The following is a 16,826-nucleotide window of genomic DNA, read 5'->3' on the forward strand; positions in this document are numbered from 1 at the left end:
TCCGTCGGGGGCACGTCACGACCGCTTGGGCCGCGCCCGTACGTGCATCCGCTCGCCCTGCGGCCCGAACAGGCTCAGGAACTCCACGGGCCCCTCCCCCGTCGACCCGAACCAGTGCGGCACGCGCGTGTCGAACTCGGCGGCCTCCCCGGCGGCGAGCACCACGTCGTGCTCGCCGAGCACCACGCGCAGCCTCCCGGAGAGCACGTACAGCCACTCGTAGCCCTCGTGGGTCCGGGGCTCCGGCGCCTCCGTCCCCCGCGGGACGACCACCTTGTAGGCCTGGAGCCCGCCGGGCTGGCGGGTGAGCGGCCAGTAGGTGCGCCCGTGCCGCACGATCGGCTTGGCCCGCACCCGCGGGTCGCCGGCCGCCGGCGCGCCCACCAGCTCGTCCAGCGGCACCTGGTGGGCCTGCGCGATCGGCAGCAGCAGTTCCAGGCTGGGCTTGCGCAGGCCGGACTCCAGCCGCGACAGGGTGCTGACGGAGATGCCGGTCGCCTCGGCGAGCGCGGCGAGCGTGACCTCCCGTTCCTTGCGTATCCGGCGCAGCCGGGGGCCGACGCCCGCGAGAACCTCGTCCGTGGTCATGGGCACAGTGTCGCCGACTTCTTGCCGAACCGGCAAAGCCGTTTGTCGGAACGGCAGTGCCCGGGCCACCGTCGACGGCGGAGGTGGTCACCATGACCGAGCAGTACGACCACGAGGTCGTCGTCATCGGGGGCGGTGCGGCCGGACTGTCCGCCGCACTGGTCCTCGGCCGGGCCCGGCGCCGCACGCTGGTCGTCGACGCGGGCGAGCCGCGCAACGCGCCCTCGGGGCACATGCAGGGCTATCTGTCGCGGGACGGGATGCCGCCCGCGGAGTTCCTGGCCGTGGGGCGGGAGGAGATCGCCCGGTACGGCGTGGAGCTGGTCCGGGACCGGGTGGTGGACGTCACCGGGGGCTTCGCCGTGACGCTGGCGGGCGGACGGACCGTGCGCGCCCGGCGGCTGGTCGTCGCGACCGGGCTGCGGGACGAGCTGCCCGCCGTTCCCGGGGTCGCCGAGCGGTTCGGGCGGGACGTGCTGCACTGCCCGTTCTGCCACGGCTGGGAGGTGCGCGACGAGCCGTTCGGCGTACTGGCGGCGAGCGCGGCGAGCGTGCACCAGGCCCTGATGGTGTCGCAGTGGTCCAAGGACGTGCGGTTCTTCCTGCACGAGGTCGCCGAGGAGGAGCTCACCGACCAGGACCTGCGGCGGCTCGCCGCGGCCGGGGTGGAGGTGGTGCCGGGGAGGGTCGCCGGGCTGGTGGTCGAGGACGACCGGCTCACCGGGGTGCGGCTCGCCGACGGCACGGTCCACGCCCGCTCGGTGGTGTACGTCGCGCCGCGCCCCGTGCCGCGGACCGGTCTGCTGGAGCGGCTGGGCGCCGAGCTGCGCGAGACCCCGTTCGGCGCCTACCCCGTGGTCGACCCGACCGGGCTGACCACCGTGCCCGGTGTGTGGGCCGCGGGCAACGCGATCGGGTTCGCCGAGCAGGTCGTGCACGCGGCGAGCGGCGGGTACCGGGCGGCGGCCGCGATCGTCGGGGACCTGCTGATGGCCGACCTCGACGCGGCGGTGCCGGACGCCTCGGAGGTGTAGGGCCGCCGTTCCCGGTGCACCCTGACGGCATGCTGCTGCACCGGCTGGCCCGTGTGTCCCGGGAGGTCGCCGCCACCTCGGCGCGGTCCCGGAAGATCGCCCTGCTCGCCGGGCTGTTCCGGGAGGCGGAGGCGGACGACGTGCCGGTCGTCATCCCGTACCTGGCGGGCCGGCTGCCGCAGGGGCGGCTCGGCGTCGGCTGGAAGGTGCTGGGCCGTCCCGTGGCGCCGGCCGCCGAGCCGGGCCTGACCGTGCGCGAGGTCGACGCGCGCCTGAGCGAGCTCGGCAAGGTCTCCGGCCCCGGCTCCCAGGCCGAACGGGCCCGCCTGGTCGGGGAGTTGATGGGCGCGGCCACCGAGGACGAACAGCGCTTCCTGCTCGGGCTGCTCACCGGCGAGGTCCGGCAGGGCGCCCTGGACGCCGTCGCGGCCGAAGGGCTGGCCGAGGCGACCGGGGCGCCGCCGGCGGACGTCCAGCGGGCGGTGATGCTCGCCGGTTCCCTCCAGGCCGTGGCCGGGGCCCTGCTCGCGGACGGGCCCGCCGCGCTGGACCGCTTCCGGCTCACCGTCGGGCGTCCGGTGCTGCCGATGCTGGCGCACAGCGCCTCCTCGGTGGCCGAGGCGGTCGAGAAGCTCGGCGACTGCGCGGTCGAGGAGAAGCTGGACGGCATCCGCGTCCAGGTCCACCGGGACGGCGACACGGTCCGGATCCACACCCGCACGCTCGACGACATCACCGACCGGCTGCCCGAAGTGACCGCGGCCGCCCTGGAGTTGCGGGGCGAGCGGTTCATCCTGGACGGCGAGGTGATCTCCTTCGGCGCGGACGGGCGCCCCCGCTCGTTCCAGGAGACCGCCGGCCGCGTCGGCTCCCGCGTGGACGTGGCCACCGCCGCGAGGGCCGTCCCCGTCTCCCCCGTCTTCTTCGACGCGCTCTCCGTCGACGGCCGCGACCTGCTCGACCTGCCCTTCGCCGAGCGGCACGAGGAGCTGGCCCGGCTGGTCCCCGAACCGATGCGGATGCGGCGCACGGTCGTGCACGGCCCGCGGGACACCGGCGCGGCGGAGGCGTTCCTCGCCCGGACCCTGGAACGCGGTCACGAGGGCGTCGTCGTCAAGGCGCTCGACGCCCCCTACAGCGCGGGCCGGCGCGGCGCGTCCTGGCTGAAGGTGAAGCCGGTGCACACCCTCGACCTGGTGGTCCTGGCCGCCGAGTGGGGTCACGGCCGCCGCACCGGCCGGCTCTCCAACCTCCACCTCGGCGCCCGCACCGCCGACGGCGGCTTCGCCATGCTCGGCAAGACCTTCAAGGGCATGACCGACGCGATGCTGGCCTGGCAGACCGAGCGCCTGCGGGAGCTGGCCGTGCGGGAGCACGGCTGGGGGGTGACCGTGCGCCCCGAACTCGTCGTCGAGATCGCCTACGACGGCCTCCAGCGGTCCACCCGCTACCCGGCCGGCGTGACCCTGCGCTTCGCCCGGGTGGTCCGCTACCGCGAGGACAAGCCCCCGGAGGAGGCCGACACGGTCGAGACGGTACTGGCGGCGCACCCGCGGGTGACCCCGTAGGAGAGGACCGAGGGAGACGTCGTGAAGGTGATCCGCAGTGCCGGCCTGCTGCTGTTCCGGCGGTCCGACGGCGGCCCGGAGGTGCTGCTCGGCCACATGGGCGGCCCGTACTTCGCCCGGCGCGACGCCGGGGCGTGGACGGTGCCCAAGGGCGAGTACGACGCCGGCGAGCCCGCCTGGGACGCGGCCCGCCGCGAGTTCCGGGAGGAACTGGGGCTGCCGCCGCCCGACGGGGAGGCCGTACCGCTCGGCGAGGCACGGCAGGCCAACGGCAAGATCGTGACGGCCTGGGCGATCGAGGCCGACCTCGACCCGGCGTCGATCGACCCGGGCACCTTCCGCATGGAGTGGCCGCCGGGGTCGGGCCGCGTCCAGGAGTTCCCCGAGCTGGACCGGGTGGCCTGGTTCGGCCTGGACCGGGCCCGCGAGGTGATCGTCAAGGGCCAGACGGCGTTTCTCGACCGCCTGGCGGAGCACTCGCCCTGAGGAGACGCCCTCGCGTTGCGCGCCCCCGGACCGCGCGCGAAGGTCGAAGCACAGCCCGTCCCCAGGGAGGCCAGCCATGCCCATCGCAACGGTGAACCCGGCCAGCGGCGAGACCCTCAAGACGTACGAGGCCATGGACGAGGAGGAGGTCGAGCGCCGGCTCCGGCTCGCCGAGGCCACGTTCCGCACCTACCGGACGACGGGCTTCGACGAGCGCGCCCGGCTGCTGCGCCGGGCCGCCGACCTGCTGGAGGAGGACCAGCGGGAGATCGGCCGCGTCATCACCACCGAGATGGGCAAGCCGATCAAACAGGCCCGCGCCGAGGCCGTGAAGTGCGCCAGGGCGATGCGCTGGTACGCCGACCACGCCGCGGAACTGCTCGCCGACGAGGAACCCGCCGGCTCCGACGTGAAGGACTCCGGCGCCTCCCGCGTCCGGGTCCGCTACCGGCCGCTCGGCCCGGTCCTCGCGGTGATGCCGTGGAACTTCCCGCTCTGGCAGGTGGTCCGCTTCGCCGCGCCCGCGCTGATGGCCGGCAACGTGGGTCTGCTCAAGCACGCCTCGAACGTGCCGCAGACCGCGCTGTACCTGGAGGACCTCTTCCACCGGGCGGGCTTCCCCGAGGGCTGCTTCCAGACCCTGCTCATCGGCTCCGCGAAGGTCGACGACGTCCTGCGCGACGAGCGGGTCAGGGCCGCCACCCTCACCGGCAGCGAGCCCGCGGGCCGCGCGGTCGCCTCCACCGCCGGGGAGATGATCAAGAAGACGGTGCTGGAGCTGGGCGGCAGCGACCCGTTCGTCGTCATGCCGTCGGCCGACCTGGACCGGGCCGCCGAGGTCGCGGTGAACGCCCGGTGCCAGAACACCGGGCAGTCCTGCATCGCCGCCAAGCGCTTCATCGTGCACACGGACGTGTACGACGCCTTCGCCGAGCGGTTCGTGCGGGGCATGCGGGCGCTGCGGGTCGGCGACCCGATGGACGAGGAGACCGAGGTCGGGCCGCTCTCCAGCGAACGCGGGCGCGCCGATCTGGAGGAGCTGGTCGACGACGCGGTGCGCGGCGGCGCGACGGTGCTGTGCGGCGGCGAACGCCCCGACGGGCCGGGCTGGTACTACCCGCCGACCGTGCTGGCCGGCATCACCCGCCGGATGCGCATCCACCGCGAGGAGGCCTTCGGCCCGGTCGCCACGTTGTACCGCGCGGGCGACCTGGACGAGGCCGTCCTCATCGCCAACGACTCGCCGTTCGGGCTGAGTTCCAACGTCTGGACGCGCGACGAGACCGACGTCGACCGCTTCGTCCGCGACCTGGAGGCGGGCGGGGTGTACGTCAACGGCATGACGGCGTCCCATCCGGCGTTCCCGTTCGGCGGTGTGAAGCGCTCCGGATACGGGCGTGAGCTGTCCGGGCACGGAATCCGCGAGTTCTGCAACATCACGACGGTTTGGCACGGTGCGTGACGCTTCCACGGCTACGATCCCGTCTGTGAACCGCGAAGTGACTCTCCCCCTGATCGTCGACGACCGCGGTACCTTGCAGGTGGCTGCCGCCGATGTGAGCAAGCTGCTCCGCACGGTGGGCGGGCGGTGGCTGCGTCTGGTGGAGGCCGGGGAGGAGGGCCTCGACGAGGACACCGTGGCCGCGTTGACCATCGAGTTGGCGAAGCTGGCCGACCGGATCGACGTGGCGTGCATCGCGCACAGCAGCGGCGGGACGCCGTAGGGATGCCCGTCGGATGCCGGGTGCGGGTCGCGCGCGGCCGGTCGCGCAGGTCCCCGCGCCCCTGGGGGCTGTCGTTCGGATCACGCCGCGGACGACCCGCAGTCGATTCCCCGCGACCTGATCCGAACGACAGCCCCTAGGCCTGCCGCTCCAACGCCGTCCAGAACATCGCCTCGTAGGTCTGGAGCAGGCTGCCGTACCGGTGTGACAGGTGCTCGTCGAGACGTCCGGTGTCCAGGCCCTCCTGTACCGCCGCCTCCGCCTTCCCCTCCAGGTCGGGGGACGGCTCGGCGAAGAGGTCGAAGAAGGCGCGGGACGCGTCCGGGAAGCCGTAGCGGGTGCGCAGGGCCTCGGAGATCGTCGCGCAATACCCGCCCCACGCCGAGAAGTTGGCGGTCAGGGCCAGGACGGCGTCGGACGGCCCGGCGTTGAGGGCGAGCCAGGCGACGTAGGCGGGGTAGGCCTGGCAGCCCGGGAGCGGGGTGTACGCGGCCGCCCGCTCCCGGTCCACGCCGCAGGCCCGGGCGAAGGCCGTCAGCCGCTCCCCCGCCACCTCCTCCCCCTCCGCGAGCGTGCGGAAGAAGGCGGCGCAGGCGGGGGCGTCCTCGGCGGAGGCGCGCTGTGCCAGGTGCAGGAACGAGCGGCGGTCCGCGGCGATGACCCCGTGCTGTTCGAGCGCGAGCGCGGCGAGCGTGTCACGGCTCGCCGCGCCCCGCGCGATCAGGGGGACCAGGCGGTTGGCCCGGGGGTCGGGTGCCAGGTCGGCGGTGGTCGTCTCCAGCAGTTCCCGGGCCGTCCGCGTCATCGCGTCCTCCGTCGGTTCCCCCGGGGGCCGCTCCTCCGGGTGCTACCGGATCGGCATACCCGAAAGCGTCCGGGCGATCACCAGGCGCTGGATCTCGCTGGTGCCCTCGAAGATGGTGTAGATCGCGGCGTCGCGGTGCATGCGCTCCACGGGGTACTCCCGGGTGTAGCCGTTGCCGCCGAGGATCTGGACGGCCTGGGCGGTGACCTTCTTGGCCGTCTCGCTCGCGAACAGCTTGGACATCGAGCCCTCGGCGGCCGTGAACGGCTTGCCGTTGATCGCCATCCAGGAGGCGCGCCACACCAGCAGGCGGGCCGCGTCGATCTGGGTGCGCATGTCGGCGAGCTGGAAGGCGACGCCCTGGTTGTCGATGATCGGGCGGCCGAACTGCTCGCGGGTCTGGGCGTACTCCAGGGCGACCTCGTAGGCGGCCCGGGCGGTGCCGACCGCCATGGCGCCGACCGCGGGGCGGCTGGCCTCGAAGGTGGCCATCGCGGCGTTCTTCACGCGCTCGCCGCCCTTCCTCGCCTTCTCGCGGGCGCGGGCGAGGCGCTCGTCCAGCTTCTCCTTGCCGCCGAGCAGGCAGGAGCCGGGCACCCGCACGTTGTCGAGAATCACCTCGGCGGTGTGCGAGGCGCGGATACCGTGCTTCTTGAACTTCTGGCCCTGGGACAGCCCGGGCGTGTTCGGCGGGACGATGAAGGAGGCGTGGCCCTTGGAACCGAGGTCGGGGTCGACGACCGCGACGACCACGTGGACGTTGGCGATGCCGCCGTTGGTCGCCCAGGTCTTGGTGCCGTTGATCACCCACTCGTCCTTGGCCTCGTCGTACACGGCACGCGTGCGCATGGAGGCCACGTCCGAGCCGGCGTCGGGCTCGGAGGAGCAGAAGGCCGCCACCTTGACGTCGTCGGCGTCGCCGTACATCTGCGGGATCCAGGTGCCGATCTGCTCCTCGGTGCCGTTGGCGAGGACGCCGACGGCGGCGAGGCCGGTGCCGACGATGGACAGGGCGATGCCCGCGTCGCCCCAGAACAGCTCCTCCATCGCCATGGGGATGCCGAGACCGGTGGCGTCGAAGTACTGCTGGGCGTAGAAGTCGAGGGAGTAGATGCCGACCTTGGCGGCCTCCTGGATGACCGGCCAGGGAGTCTCCTCACGCTCGTCCCATTCGGCGGCCGCGGGGCGGATCACGTCGGCGGCGAAACCGTGGAGCCAGTCCCGGACCTCCTTCTGTTCGTCGTTGAGCTCCATGGTGAACTCGGCCATGTCCCCTCCAGCGGCGACGCACGTGCGTGTTACTTGCGGTAACACGCAGTGTGTTACCCGTGGGTAGGAAAAGTCAACTCCCGAGGACTCCTCGACATCCCGTTCGAGCCCGGGAGCCGGCCGGGTGTTAGTTTGCGCAGGCGTCACCGAATCAGCACGGGTGGGGAGAGCTCATGGACACCACGCAGCGGACCGATCAGCAGCGGTCCGCCGACCGCCGACGGCGCGAGCTGCTGGAGGCCGCCGACCGGGTGGTGCTGCGCGACGGACCGCAGGCCTCGATGAACGCCATCGCGGCGGAGGCCGGCATCACCAAGCCGATCCTCTACCGGCACTTCGGCGACAAGGGCGGACTGTACGCGGCCCTCGCCAAGCGCCACACGGACGCCCTGCTCGACTCCCTGCGGGCGGCGCTGGACGCGCCCGCGGACCGGCGCGAGCGCGTCGAGGCCACCCTGGACACCTACCTCGCCGCCATCGAGGCGCGGCCGCAGGTGTACCGCTTCCTGATGCACCCGGCGGAGGGCTCGCAGGGCGACCAGGGCTTCGACGTCGGCAAGCACTCCGCGCCGCTGCTGCGCCGGATGGGCGAGGAACTGGCGCAGGTCATCGAAGAGCGGCTGGACCTCGGGCCGGAGAGCCAGCGGCTGGCCCGGGTGTGGGGGCACGGGATCGTCGGCATGATGCACGCCGCCGGGGACTGGTGGCTGGGCGAACGGCCGTGCTCCCGGGCCGAGTTGGTGCGCAGCCTCGCCGATCTGCTGTGGGGGCGCCTGGCCGCCGCCGGGGACCGGGTGGGGGGTCCGGGGTTCTGACCGCCGCGCGCCGTGCGCGGGCCGGCCGGAGCCGGCCGCGCCCGCCCTGCGAGGCCGCGGGCCGGCGCGGCCCCGCCCCCTCGAGGCGTCACACCGCCCGGTGCCAGGAGGCCCGGGCCACCTGCCGCATGAGCCTGCGGTGACGCCTGCCCGTCAGGCGGTCGGCGTAGACCGTGCCGTCGAGGTGGTCGCACTCGTGCTGCAGGCACCGGGCGAAGAAGCCGGTGCCGTGGACGGTGACCGGCTCGCCCGTCGCCGTGACGCCCTCGACCACGGCGTGGTCGTGGCGCTCGGTGCCCGCCTCCAGGCCCGGCAGGGACAGGCAGCCCTCCGGCCCGCGGATCACCACGCCGTCCGTCTCGACCAGCCGCGGGTTCACGACATGTCCGAGATGCCGGACATCCTCGTCGTCCGGGCAGTCGTAGACGAACACGCGCAGGGGCACGCCGATCTGGTTCGCGGCGAGGCCCACCCCCTGCGCGGCGTACATGGTCGCGAACAAGTCCTCCACGAGGCCGGACAGTTCGGGGCCGAAGTCGGTGACCTCCGCGCACGGGGCGTGCAGAACGGGGTCGCCGAGCAGGGTGAGGGGCCGGACGCGCCCGCGGGCGCCCGGGATCGAGCCGTGTCGCATGGCCGCAAGGGTACGGTTCCCCTGGGTCCCCGCCCGCCGCGCAGGCGTGGACCGCGGTTCGGGAGTGCGAATGGATCTCGATAGGCTGAGGTTCACACCACGTGGCCGTCAGGCTTCAAGGCGCGGCGCGTACGCAAGGAGGATCGAGAACTGATGGCAGGCAACTCGGACCCGCTCACGCCGCGGGCCAAGCTGGCCGTGACCGCGGGCAAGGCGGTCGCAGCAGCATCCCGTGCCGCGGGACGCGGCAGCGGTTCGGTGATCGGTGGCCGGGTGGCCCTCAAACTCGACCCCGACCTTCTCGCCCGGCTCGCCCAGAACCTGGACGTCATCCTGGTCTCGGCGACCAACGGCAAGACCACGACCACCCGGCTCATCGCCGAGGCCCTGCGGGCGGCGGGGCCGGTCGTGTCCAACGCGCTCGGCGCCAACATGCCCGCCGGCATCACCTCGGCGCTCGCGGGCGGCTCGGACGCGAAGTTCGGCGTCATCGAGGTCGACGAGAAGTACCTCGCCGGCGTGGCCCGGGACACCGACCCCAAGTGCATCGCGCTGCTGAACCTCTCGCGCGACCAGCTGGACCGTGCCGCCGAGACCCGCATGCTCGCCGAGAACTGGCGCGAGGGCCTGGCCGGCTCCAAGGCCGTGATCGTCGCCAACGCCGACGACCCGCTGGTGGTGTGGGCCGCGTCCTCCTCCCCCAATGTGATCTGGGTCGCCGCCGGCCAGATGTGGAAGGACGACGCCTGGTCCTGCCCGTCGTGCGGCGGCGTGATGCAGCGCCCCGGCGACGACTGGTTCTGCGGCGAGTGCGGCTTCCGCCGGCCCACGCCGAGCTGGGCGCTCTCCGGCGACCACGTCCTGGACCCGCACGGCTCGGCCTGGCCGATCCACCTCCAGCTGCCGGGCCGCGCCAACAAGGCCAACGCCGCCTCCTCGGCGGCCGTCGCCGCCGTCTTCGGGGTGCCGCCGCAGGTCGCCCTGGAGCGCATGTACCAGGTGCAGGCGGTGGCCGGGCGCTACGACGTCGTGCAGTTCGAGGGCCGCGACCTGCGGCTGCTGCTGGCGAAGAACCCGGCCGGCTGGCTGGAGACCTTCTCCCTGATCGACCCGCCGCCGACCCCGGTGATCCTGTCGGTGAACGCGCGCTCCGCCGACGGCACCGACACCTCCTGGCTGTGGGACGTCGACTACACGCGTCTGACCGGCCACCCGATCTGCGTGATCGGCGACCGCAGGCTCGACCTGGCGGTCCGCCTGGAGGTCGCGAACCAGCAGTTCCAGGTGTGCGAGAACCTCGACCAGGCCGTGCAGCTGTGCCCGCCGGGCCGCATCGAGGTCATCGCCAACTACACCGCGTTCCAGGACCTGCGCCGCCGCGTCGGCAACTGACAAGCACCCAGGGGATTTTTGTGAGCGACAACCAGCTGCGGATCGTCTGGATCTACCCGGACCTGCTCAGCACGTACGGCGACCAGGGCAACGTCCTGGTCGTGGAGCGCCGGGCCCGGCAGCGCGGCCTGGACGTGGCGCGGCTCGACGTGCGCAGCGACCAGCCGATCCCGACCTCCGGCGACATCTACCTGATCGGCGGCGGCGAGGACCGGCCGCAGCGCCTGGCGGCCGAGCGGCTGCGCCGGGACGGCGGTCTGCACCGGGCGGTGGACAACGGCGCCATCGTGCTGTCGGTGTGCGCCGGCTACCAGATCCTCGGCCACGAGTTCGTCAACGACCTCGGCCAGCGCGAGCCCGGCCTCGGACTGATCGACGTGGTGTCCGTGCGCGGCGAGGGCGCCCGGTGCGTCGGCGACGTGCTCGCCGACATCGACCCGCGGCTCGGCCTGCCGCCGCTGACCGGGTTCGAGAACCACCAGGGCGTGACCCACCTCGGCCCGACCGCCCGCCCCTTCGCCCAGGTCCGCTTCGGCAACGGCAACGGCACGGGCGACGGCACGGAGGGCGCGTACAACGGCACCGTCTTCGGCACGTACATGCACGGCCCGGTGCTCGCCCGCAACCCGCTGATCGCGGACCTGCTGCTGAAGCTGGCGCTGGACGTCAACGCGCTGCCGCCGGTCGACGACCGCTGGTACGAGGCGCTGCGCGACGAGCGCATCGCGGCCGCGCAGCAGCCCGCCTAGGCGGCGGCCCCAACCCGGCGGACGCCGCGCACCTGCACGGACGCGGGTGCGCGGCGCCGTCCGCCGGAGCCGCCGGCCGGCGCGATGGTCAACAGCCCGTCTGACGAGACATCCGCACAGGTGAGCGGGGTCGTCCAGTAGGCGGACGCACGGTTCGGGACGGCCCCCCGGTGCCGCTAGGGTGGCGGGGATCGAGCCGGACAGCGCGGTCCGGTCCCGTGCCCATGTGGAGAAGGTTGTTCGGGCTATGCGCATTGGTGTCCTCACGTCCGGCGGCGACTGCCCCGGCCTGAACGCCGTCATCCGGTCCGTCGTGCACCGCGCCGTCGTCGACCACGGCGACGAGGTCATCGGCTTCCGGGACGGCTGGAAGGGTCTCCTGGAGTGCGACTACCTCAAGCTCGACCTCGACGCGGTGGGCGGCATCCTCGCTCGCGGCGGCACCATCCTCGGCTCCTCCCGGGTCCGCCCCGAGCACCTCAGGGACGGCGTGGCCCGGGCCAAGGGCCACGTCAAGGAACTCGGACTCGACGCGATCATCCCGATCGGCGGTGAGGGCACGCTGAAGGCGGCCCGGCTGCTGTCGGACAACGGCCTGCCGATCGTCGGCGTGCCGAAGACCATCGACAACGACATCGCCGTCACGGACGTGACCTTCGGCTTCGACACGGCCGTCGGGGTCGCGACCGAGGCGCTGGACCGCCTGAAGACCACCGCCGAGTCGCACCAGCGCGTGCTGATCGTGGAGGTCATGGGCCGGCACACCGGCTGGATCGCGCTGCACTCCGGCATGGCGGCCGGCGCCCACGCCGTCGTCGTCCCGGAGCGGCCCTTCGACATCGAGGAGCTGACCGCGAAGGTCGGCGCGCGGTTCGAGGCGGGCAAGCGGTTCGCCATAGTCGTCGCCGCGGAGGGCGCCAAGCCCAAGCCCGGGACCATGGAGTTCGACGAGGGCGGCAAGGACGTCTACGGCCACGAGCGGTTCGCCGGGATCGCCCGCCAGCTCTCCGTCGAGCTGGAGCGCCGGCTGGGCAAGGAGGCCCGGCCGGTGATCCTCGGGCACGTGCAGCGGGGCGGCACGCCGACCGCGTACGACCGGGTGCTGGCGACGCGTTTCGGGTGGCACGCCGTGGAGGCGGCGCACCGCGGGGAGTTCGGCAGGATGACCGCGCTGCGCGGGACGGACATCGTGACGGTGTCGCTCGCGGAGGCGGTGGAGACGCTGAAGACGGTGCCCGAGGACCGGTACGCCGAAGCGGAGTGCGTCCTCTAGCCGTCAGCCGTCCGGCGGGTGCGGGTGGCGGGCGGCCGCTCGCGCCGCTCCCCGCGCGTTCGTGGCGGACATCCGCGCCCCCGGTCGAGAGCTCGGCCGGGGGCGGTTCTACTCTGGTGCGGACAAACAGCTGTCGGCAGGCAGCTGTGGACACAAGGACGCACACCCCCACGAAACAGGAGCCGGCGGATGGATCACAGCGGGCACGGCACGACCATGGATCTGCCGCCGTTCACGCTGGGACGAGGCCTGGAGTGGTCCGCGGACCCGTTCTTCCTCGTCGCCTGCCTGCTGGGGCTCGCGCTCTACGGCTGGGGGGTCGCCCGGCTGGTGCGGCGCGGTGACGCCTGGCCGACGGGGCGCACGGTCGCCTTCGCCGTCGGCGTGCTGACCATCGCGCTGGTGATGTGCACCCGGCTGAACGACTACGGCATGGTCATGTTCAGCGTGCACATGGTGCAGCACATGGTGATCAGCATGGTGTCGCCGATCCTGATCCTGCTGGGCGCCCCGATCACCCTGGCGCTGCGGGCGCTGCCCACGGCGGGCCGCGGCCGCAAGGGGCCGCGCGAGGTGCTGCTGATGCTGCTGCACAGCCGGTACATGCGGATCGTCACGCACCCCGCGTTCACCATCCCGCTGTTCATCGCCAGCCTGTACGCGCTCTACTTCACGCCGCTGTTCGACTTCCTCATGGGCTCCAGGCCCGGGCACATCGCGATGATGGTGCACTTCCTCGCCGTCGGCCTGGTCTTCTTCTGGCCGATCATGGGCGTGGACCCGGGGCCGCACCGGCCGGGTCACCTGATGCGGATGCTGGAGCTGTTCGCGGGCATGCCGTTCCACGCGTTCTTCGGCATCGCGCTGATGATGGCGACCGCGCCGATGGTCGAGACGTTCAAGAACCCGCCGGCCTCGCTCGGCATCGACGCGCTGTCCGACCAGAACGCGGCCGGCGGCATCGCCTGGGCCTTCAGCGAGGTCCCCTCCGTGCTGGTGCTGCTCGCGCTGCTGTTCCAGTGGTACGCCTCGGACCAGCGGCAGGCCAAGCGCACGGACCGGGCCGCCGACCGCGACGGCGACAAGGAGCTGGAGGCGTACAACGCCTACCTCGCCTCCCTGAACGCGCGCGGCCGCTGACGCGGGTCTCCCCCCTACCGGCCTTTCCCACCGGCCCGGGCGCACGGGACGTTCCTCCCGCGCCCGGGCCGCGGTGCGCCCGCCGCACGCGCCCGGCGGGGAGCCGCGTCCGCGCGGGAGCGGGGCCCGGACGGGGCCGTGGACCGGCGGGGGTCCGGGGAGATCCGGCCCACATGTCGTCGTGTACACCGTAAGACGGCGGAACGGGGGCACCATGGAGGGAGCCGAACCATGAGGAGGGTGTCGCGATGCCCGGTTCCACGGACGGTTCCACGAAGACCATGGGGGTGCTCACGCTCGGCGGACTCGTCGTGGTGAGCGCCTACACGGTGGCGCTCGGCAGCAACGGCTGGCTGTGGTTCGGGTGGGTGGTCCTGGGGCTGATCACCCTGGGCATGGTCGCCAGCCGCGGCTGAGGCTCACTCCCGGGCCAGCCGCCCCGCCGAGTGCACGCCCGGCTGGTACTTCGGCAGCCGGACGGTGATCTTCATGCCCGCACCGACGGCGGTCTCGATGACGAGGCCGTGGTCGTCACCGTAGAGCTGGCGGAGCCGGTCGTCGACGTTGGACAGGCCGATGCCGCCGGACGGGCTGACCTCCCGGGCCAGGATGCGGCGCAGCAGGCCGGGGTCCATGCCGGCGCCGTCGTCCTCGATGACGACCAGCGCCTCGGCGCCGGTGTCCTGCGCGGTGATCTGGATGTGGCACGTGCCGGTCTTGCCCTCCAGACCGTGCTTGACGGCGTTCTCGACGAGCGGCTGCAGGCACAGGAAGGGCAGGGCGACCGGCAGGACCTCCGGGGCGATCTGGAGGGTGACGGCGAGGCGGTCGCCGAAGCGTGCCCGCACGAGCGCCAGGTAGTGGTCGATGGCGTGCAGCTCGTCGGCGAGGGTGGTGAAGTCGCCGTGCCGGCGGAACGAGTAGCGGGTGAAGTCGGCGAACTCCAGGAGCAGCTCCCGGGCCCGTTCGGGGTCGGTGCGCACGAACGAGGCGATCACCGCGAGCGAGTTGAAGATGAAGTGCGGGGAGATCTGGGCGCGCAGGGCCTTGATCTCGGCCTCGATGAGCCGGGTGCGGGACTGGTCGAGGTCGGCCAGCTCCAGCTGGACGGAGATCCAGCGGGCCACCTCCCCGGCCGCCCTGACCAGGACGGCGGACTCGCGGGGCGCGCAGGCGACGAGGGCGCCGTGCACCCGGTCGTCGACGGTGAGCGGGGTGACGACCGCCCAGCGCACCGAGCAGTCGGGCAGGTCGCAGGTGAGGCGGAAGGCCTCGCCGCGGCCGGTGTCCAGGGGCCCGGCGAGGCGGGCCATGACCTCGGTGCGGTGGTGGGCGCCCACGCCGTCCCAGACCAGGACCTGCTTGCGGTCGGTCAGGCACAGGGCGTCCGTGCCGAGCAGGGACCGCAGCTTGCGGGCCGACTTGCGGGCGGTCTCCTCGGTCAGGCCCGCCCGCAGCGGGGGCGCGGCCAGGGAGGCGGTGTGCAGGGTCTCGAAGGTGGCGTGCTCGACGGGGGTGCCGAGCCCGGCGAGGCTGGCGGGCCGGGCGGTGCGGCGGCCCAGCCAGAAACCGGCGGCCAGCAGCGGCAGCGCGGCGACGCACAGGCCCGCCAGGAATCCGCTCACGCCGGCACCTCCGTGCGCAGTTCCTCCGGCAGGTGGAAGCGGGCCAGCACCGCCGCCGTCGCGGGCGGCACCCGGTGCGGGGTGGCCAGGGAGACCAGGATCATGGTGAGGAAGCCCAGCGGCACCGACCACAGCGCGGGCCAGGCGAGCAGGGCGTGCGGCGCGCCGCCGCCGGGGAAGCCGGCCATGGTCGCGGCGACGGCGAGCAGGGCGGAGCCGCCGCCCACCAGCATCCCGGCGGCCGCGCCGGGCGGCGTCAGCCGCCGCCACCAGATGCCGAGCACCAGCAGCGGGCAGAACGACGAGGCCGACACGGCGAAGGCGAGTCCGACGGCGTCGGCGACCGGCAGCCCGCCCACCAGGACGCTCGCGGCGAGCGGGACGGCCATCGCGAGGACCGTGCCGAGCCGGAAGTGCCGTACGCCGCGCGAGGGCAGGACGTCCTGGGTGAGGACGCCCGCGACGGCCATGGTCAGCCCGGAGGCCGTGGACAGGAACGCGGCGAAGGCGCCCCCGGCGACCAGCGCGCCCAGCAGGTCGCCGCCCACTCCCCCGATCATCCGCTCCGGCAGCAGCAGCACGGCGGCGTCCGCGTCGCCGGTGAGGGTGAGCTCGGGCGCGTACAGGCGGCCGAGGGCGCCGTACAGCGGGGGCAGCAGGTAGAAGGCGCCGATCAGGCCCAGGACGGCGACGGTGGTGCGGCGGGCGGCGACGCCGTGCGGGCTGGTGTAGAAGCGGACCACGACGTGCGGCAGGCCCATGGTGCCGAGGAAGGTGGCGAGGATCAGCCCGTAGGTGGCGTACAGGGGGCGTTCCTCCCGGCTCTCGGCGCGGGACGGCGACAGGGCGCCGCCGCCGGTCCGCTCCGCCTCGGGGACGGGGGCGCCCGCGGCGAAGACGAGGCGGGTGCCGCGTTCGACGCGGTGGGTGCCCGCGGGCAGGTCGAGGCGGGTGCCGGTGTGCGCGCGGCCGTCGACGGTGCCGTGCACGGTGACGGTCAGCGGCCGGTCCAGCGTCAGGTCGACGCTGTCCTCGACGCGGACCACCCGCTGCTCGCGGAAGGCGGCCGGTTCGTCGAAGGCGCGGCGCGGCGCGCCGTCGCCCTGCCAGGCCAGCACCAGGAACAGGGCGGGGACCAGCAGGGCGGTGAGTTTGAGCCAGTACTGGAAGGCCTGCACGAAGGTGATGCTGCGCATGCCGCCCGCGGCGACGATCGCGGTGACCACGACGGCGACGATCACCCCGCCGAGCCAGTCGGGCGCCCCGGTGAGCACGGTCAGGGTCAGTCCCGCGCCCTGGAGCTGGGGCAGCAGGTACAGCCAGCCGACGCCGACGACGAAGGCGCCCGCCAGCCGGCGTACCGCCGGGGAGGCCAGGCGGGCCTCGGCGAAGTCGGGGAGGGTGTAGGCGCCGGAGCGGCGCAGCGGTGCGGCGACGAACAGCAGCAGGACCAGGTAGCCGGCGGTGTAGCCGACCGGGTACCAGAGCATGTCGGGACCCTGCACCAGGACCAGGCCGGCGATGCCGAGGAAGGAGGCGGCGGAGAGGTACTCGCCGCTGATGGCGGCCGCGTTGAGGCGGGGGCCGACGGTGCGGGAGGCGACGTAGAAGTCGGAGGTGGTGCGGGAGATGCGCAGGCCGAACGCGCCGACCAGGACGGTCGCGACGACGACGAGGGCGACGGCGGGGACGGCGTAGCCGGAGTTCATCGGTCTCCCCCGGTC

17 protein-coding genes are annotated in these 16,826 nt (G+C 73.5%); 11 read left to right on the forward strand and 6 right to left on the reverse strand.

The annotated features are described in order from the left end of the window. Nucleotides 1–15: 15 nt before the first annotated feature. Complete coding sequence (locus tag ACIF8T_RS11835) at nt 16–588, reverse strand: helix-turn-helix domain-containing protein (RefSeq protein ID WP_400033769.1); 573 nt, start codon at nt 586–588, stop codon at nt 16–18. A gap of 92 nt (nt 589–680) precedes the next feature. Here ACIF8T_RS11835 and ACIF8T_RS11840 point away from each other — a divergent pair, with 92 nt between their 5' ends. The 5 genes from ACIF8T_RS11840 to ACIF8T_RS11860 all read left to right on the forward strand — a co-directional run bounded on the left by ACIF8T_RS11840 (nt 681) and on the right by ACIF8T_RS11860 (nt 5,400). Further along, the gene (locus ACIF8T_RS11840) at nt 681–1,622 is read left to right on the forward strand and encodes an NAD(P)/FAD-dependent oxidoreductase (protein WP_400033771.1); all 942 of its coding nucleotides are present in this window, start codon (nt 681–683) and stop codon (nt 1,620–1,622) included. Between the two features lie 29 nt (nt 1,623–1,651). After that, nucleotides 1,652–3,190 (forward strand): ATP-dependent DNA ligase, encoded by a 1,539-nt coding sequence (locus tag ACIF8T_RS11845; protein ID WP_400033773.1) that lies wholly within the window; start codon nt 1,652–1,654, stop codon nt 3,188–3,190. Nucleotides 3,191–3,211: 21 nt separating this feature from the next. After that, complete coding sequence (locus ACIF8T_RS11850) at nt 3,212–3,676, forward strand: NUDIX domain-containing protein (protein WP_400033775.1); 465 nt, start codon at nt 3,212–3,214, stop codon at nt 3,674–3,676. 76 nt (nt 3,677–3,752) lie between these two features. Further along, nucleotides 3,753–5,138 carry an NADP-dependent succinic semialdehyde dehydrogenase gene (locus tag ACIF8T_RS11855; RefSeq protein ID WP_400033777.1) on the forward strand — a complete coding sequence of 462 codons (1,386 nt, stop codon included), beginning with the start codon at nt 3,753–3,755 and terminating at the stop codon, nt 5,136–5,138. A 25-nt stretch (nt 5,139–5,163) separates the two neighbouring features. Continuing rightward, on the forward strand, nt 5,164–5,400 hold the full coding sequence (locus ACIF8T_RS11860) for a DUF6213 family protein (RefSeq protein WP_400033779.1): 237 nt from the start codon (nt 5,164–5,166) through the stop codon (nt 5,398–5,400). A 136-nt stretch (nt 5,401–5,536) separates the two neighbouring features. Here ACIF8T_RS11860 and ACIF8T_RS11865 read toward each other — a convergent pair whose 3' ends face one another. Further along, nucleotides 5,537–6,205 carry a transcriptional regulator gene (locus ACIF8T_RS11865; RefSeq protein ID WP_400033781.1) on the reverse strand — a complete coding sequence of 223 codons (669 nt, stop codon included), beginning with the start codon at nt 6,203–6,205 and terminating at the stop codon, nt 5,537–5,539. Nucleotides 6,206–6,247: 42 nt separating this feature from the next. After that, nucleotides 6,248–7,474 (reverse strand): acyl-CoA dehydrogenase family protein, encoded by a 1,227-nt coding sequence (locus tag ACIF8T_RS11870; RefSeq protein ID WP_400033783.1) that lies wholly within the window; start codon nt 7,472–7,474, stop codon nt 6,248–6,250. A gap of 173 nt (nt 7,475–7,647) precedes the next feature. Here ACIF8T_RS11870 and ACIF8T_RS11875 point away from each other — a divergent pair, with 173 nt between their 5' ends. Beyond that, complete coding sequence (locus tag ACIF8T_RS11875) at nt 7,648–8,289, forward strand: TetR family transcriptional regulator (protein WP_400033785.1); 642 nt, start codon at nt 7,648–7,650, stop codon at nt 8,287–8,289. Nucleotides 8,290–8,377: 88 nt separating this feature from the next. Here the strand turns inward: ACIF8T_RS11875 and def are convergent, their stop codons facing one another. Then, the gene (def, locus tag ACIF8T_RS11880) at nt 8,378–8,923 is read right to left on the reverse strand and encodes a peptide deformylase (RefSeq protein ID WP_400033787.1); all 546 of its coding nucleotides are present in this window, start codon (nt 8,921–8,923) and stop codon (nt 8,378–8,380) included. Between the two features lie 153 nt (nt 8,924–9,076). On the opposite strand from def, the gene ACIF8T_RS11885 reads away from it, so the two are divergent. The 5 genes from ACIF8T_RS11885 (at nt 9,077) to ACIF8T_RS11905 (ending at nt 13,893) form a co-directional block, all read left to right on the forward strand. Then, complete coding sequence (locus tag ACIF8T_RS11885; RefSeq protein WP_400033789.1) at nt 9,077–10,315, forward strand: MurT ligase domain-containing protein; 1,239 nt, start codon at nt 9,077–9,079, stop codon at nt 10,313–10,315. 20 nt (nt 10,316–10,335) lie between these two features. Continuing rightward, complete coding sequence (locus ACIF8T_RS11890) at nt 10,336–11,064, forward strand: type 1 glutamine amidotransferase (protein ID WP_400033791.1); 729 nt, start codon at nt 10,336–10,338, stop codon at nt 11,062–11,064. 247 nt (nt 11,065–11,311) lie between these two features. After that, on the forward strand, nt 11,312–12,337 hold the full coding sequence (locus ACIF8T_RS11895) for a 6-phosphofructokinase (RefSeq protein ID WP_400033793.1): 1,026 nt from the start codon (nt 11,312–11,314) through the stop codon (nt 12,335–12,337). 189 nt (nt 12,338–12,526) lie between these two features. Next, the gene (locus ACIF8T_RS11900; RefSeq protein ID WP_400033795.1) at nt 12,527–13,477 is read left to right on the forward strand and encodes a cytochrome c oxidase assembly protein; all 951 of its coding nucleotides are present in this window, start codon (nt 12,527–12,529) and stop codon (nt 13,475–13,477) included. A 248-nt stretch (nt 13,478–13,725) separates the two neighbouring features. Further along, entirely contained in the window at nt 13,726–13,893 is a 168-nt protein-coding gene (locus ACIF8T_RS11905; protein ID WP_400033797.1) for a hypothetical protein, read from the forward strand. Nucleotides 13,894–13,896: 3 nt separating this feature from the next. Here ACIF8T_RS11905 and ACIF8T_RS11910 read toward each other — a convergent pair whose 3' ends face one another. Then, nucleotides 13,897–15,102: a sensor histidine kinase gene (locus ACIF8T_RS11910; protein ID WP_400033799.1), complete on the reverse strand. Its 1,206-nt coding sequence runs from the start codon at nt 15,100–15,102 to the stop codon at nt 13,897–13,899. Then, nucleotides 15,099–16,811, reverse strand: coding sequence for a cation acetate symporter (locus ACIF8T_RS11915; protein ID WP_400033801.1), 1,713 nt, complete (start codon nt 16,809–16,811; stop codon nt 15,099–15,101). Before ACIF8T_RS11915 ends, ACIF8T_RS11910 begins: the two co-directional genes overlap by 4 nt. Nucleotides 16,812–16,826 lie beyond the last annotated feature (15 nt).

Origin of the sequence: Streptomyces sp. NPDC085946, from assembly GCF_044540485.1 — a bacterium.
Lineage (GTDB): Bacteria > Actinomycetota > Actinomycetes > Streptomycetales > Streptomycetaceae > Streptomyces.

Bases quoted from the DNA above. Each gene is read 5' to 3' on its own strand.
- ACIF8T_RS11845 (WP_400033773.1), top strand. From the start codon at position 1,652: ATGCTGCTGCACCGGCTGGCCCGTGTGTCCCGGGAGGTCGCCGCCACC.
- ACIF8T_RS11900 (WP_400033795.1), top strand. From the start codon at position 12,527: ATGGATCACAGCGGGCACGGCACGACCATGGATCTGCCGCCGTTCACG.
- ACIF8T_RS11905 (WP_400033797.1), top strand. From the start codon at position 13,726: ATGCCCGGTTCCACGGACGGTTCCACGAAGACCATGGGGGTGCTCACG.
- ACIF8T_RS11885 (WP_400033789.1), top strand. From the start codon at position 9,077: ATGGCAGGCAACTCGGACCCGCTCACGCCGCGGGCCAAGCTGGCCGTG.
- ACIF8T_RS11855 (WP_400033777.1), top strand. From the start codon at position 3,753: ATGCCCATCGCAACGGTGAACCCGGCCAGCGGCGAGACCCTCAAGACG.
- def (WP_400033787.1), bottom strand. From the start codon at position 8,923: ATGCGACACGGCTCGATCCCGGGCGCCCGCGGGCGCGTCCGGCCCCTC.
- ACIF8T_RS11895 (WP_400033793.1), top strand. From the start codon at position 11,312: ATGCGCATTGGTGTCCTCACGTCCGGCGGCGACTGCCCCGGCCTGAAC.
- ACIF8T_RS11865 (WP_400033781.1), bottom strand. From the start codon at position 6,205: ATGACGCGGACGGCCCGGGAACTGCTGGAGACGACCACCGCCGACCTG.
- ACIF8T_RS11835 (WP_400033769.1), bottom strand. From the start codon at position 588: ATGACCACGGACGAGGTTCTCGCGGGCGTCGGCCCCCGGCTGCGCCGG.
- ACIF8T_RS11915 (WP_400033801.1), bottom strand. From the start codon at position 16,811: ATGAACTCCGGCTACGCCGTCCCCGCCGTCGCCCTCGTCGTCGTCGCG.
- ACIF8T_RS11870 (WP_400033783.1), bottom strand. From the start codon at position 7,474: ATGGCCGAGTTCACCATGGAGCTCAACGACGAACAGAAGGAGGTCCGG.
- ACIF8T_RS11840 (WP_400033771.1), top strand. From the start codon at position 681: ATGACCGAGCAGTACGACCACGAGGTCGTCGTCATCGGGGGCGGTGCG.
- ACIF8T_RS11875 (WP_400033785.1), top strand. From the start codon at position 7,648: ATGGACACCACGCAGCGGACCGATCAGCAGCGGTCCGCCGACCGCCGA.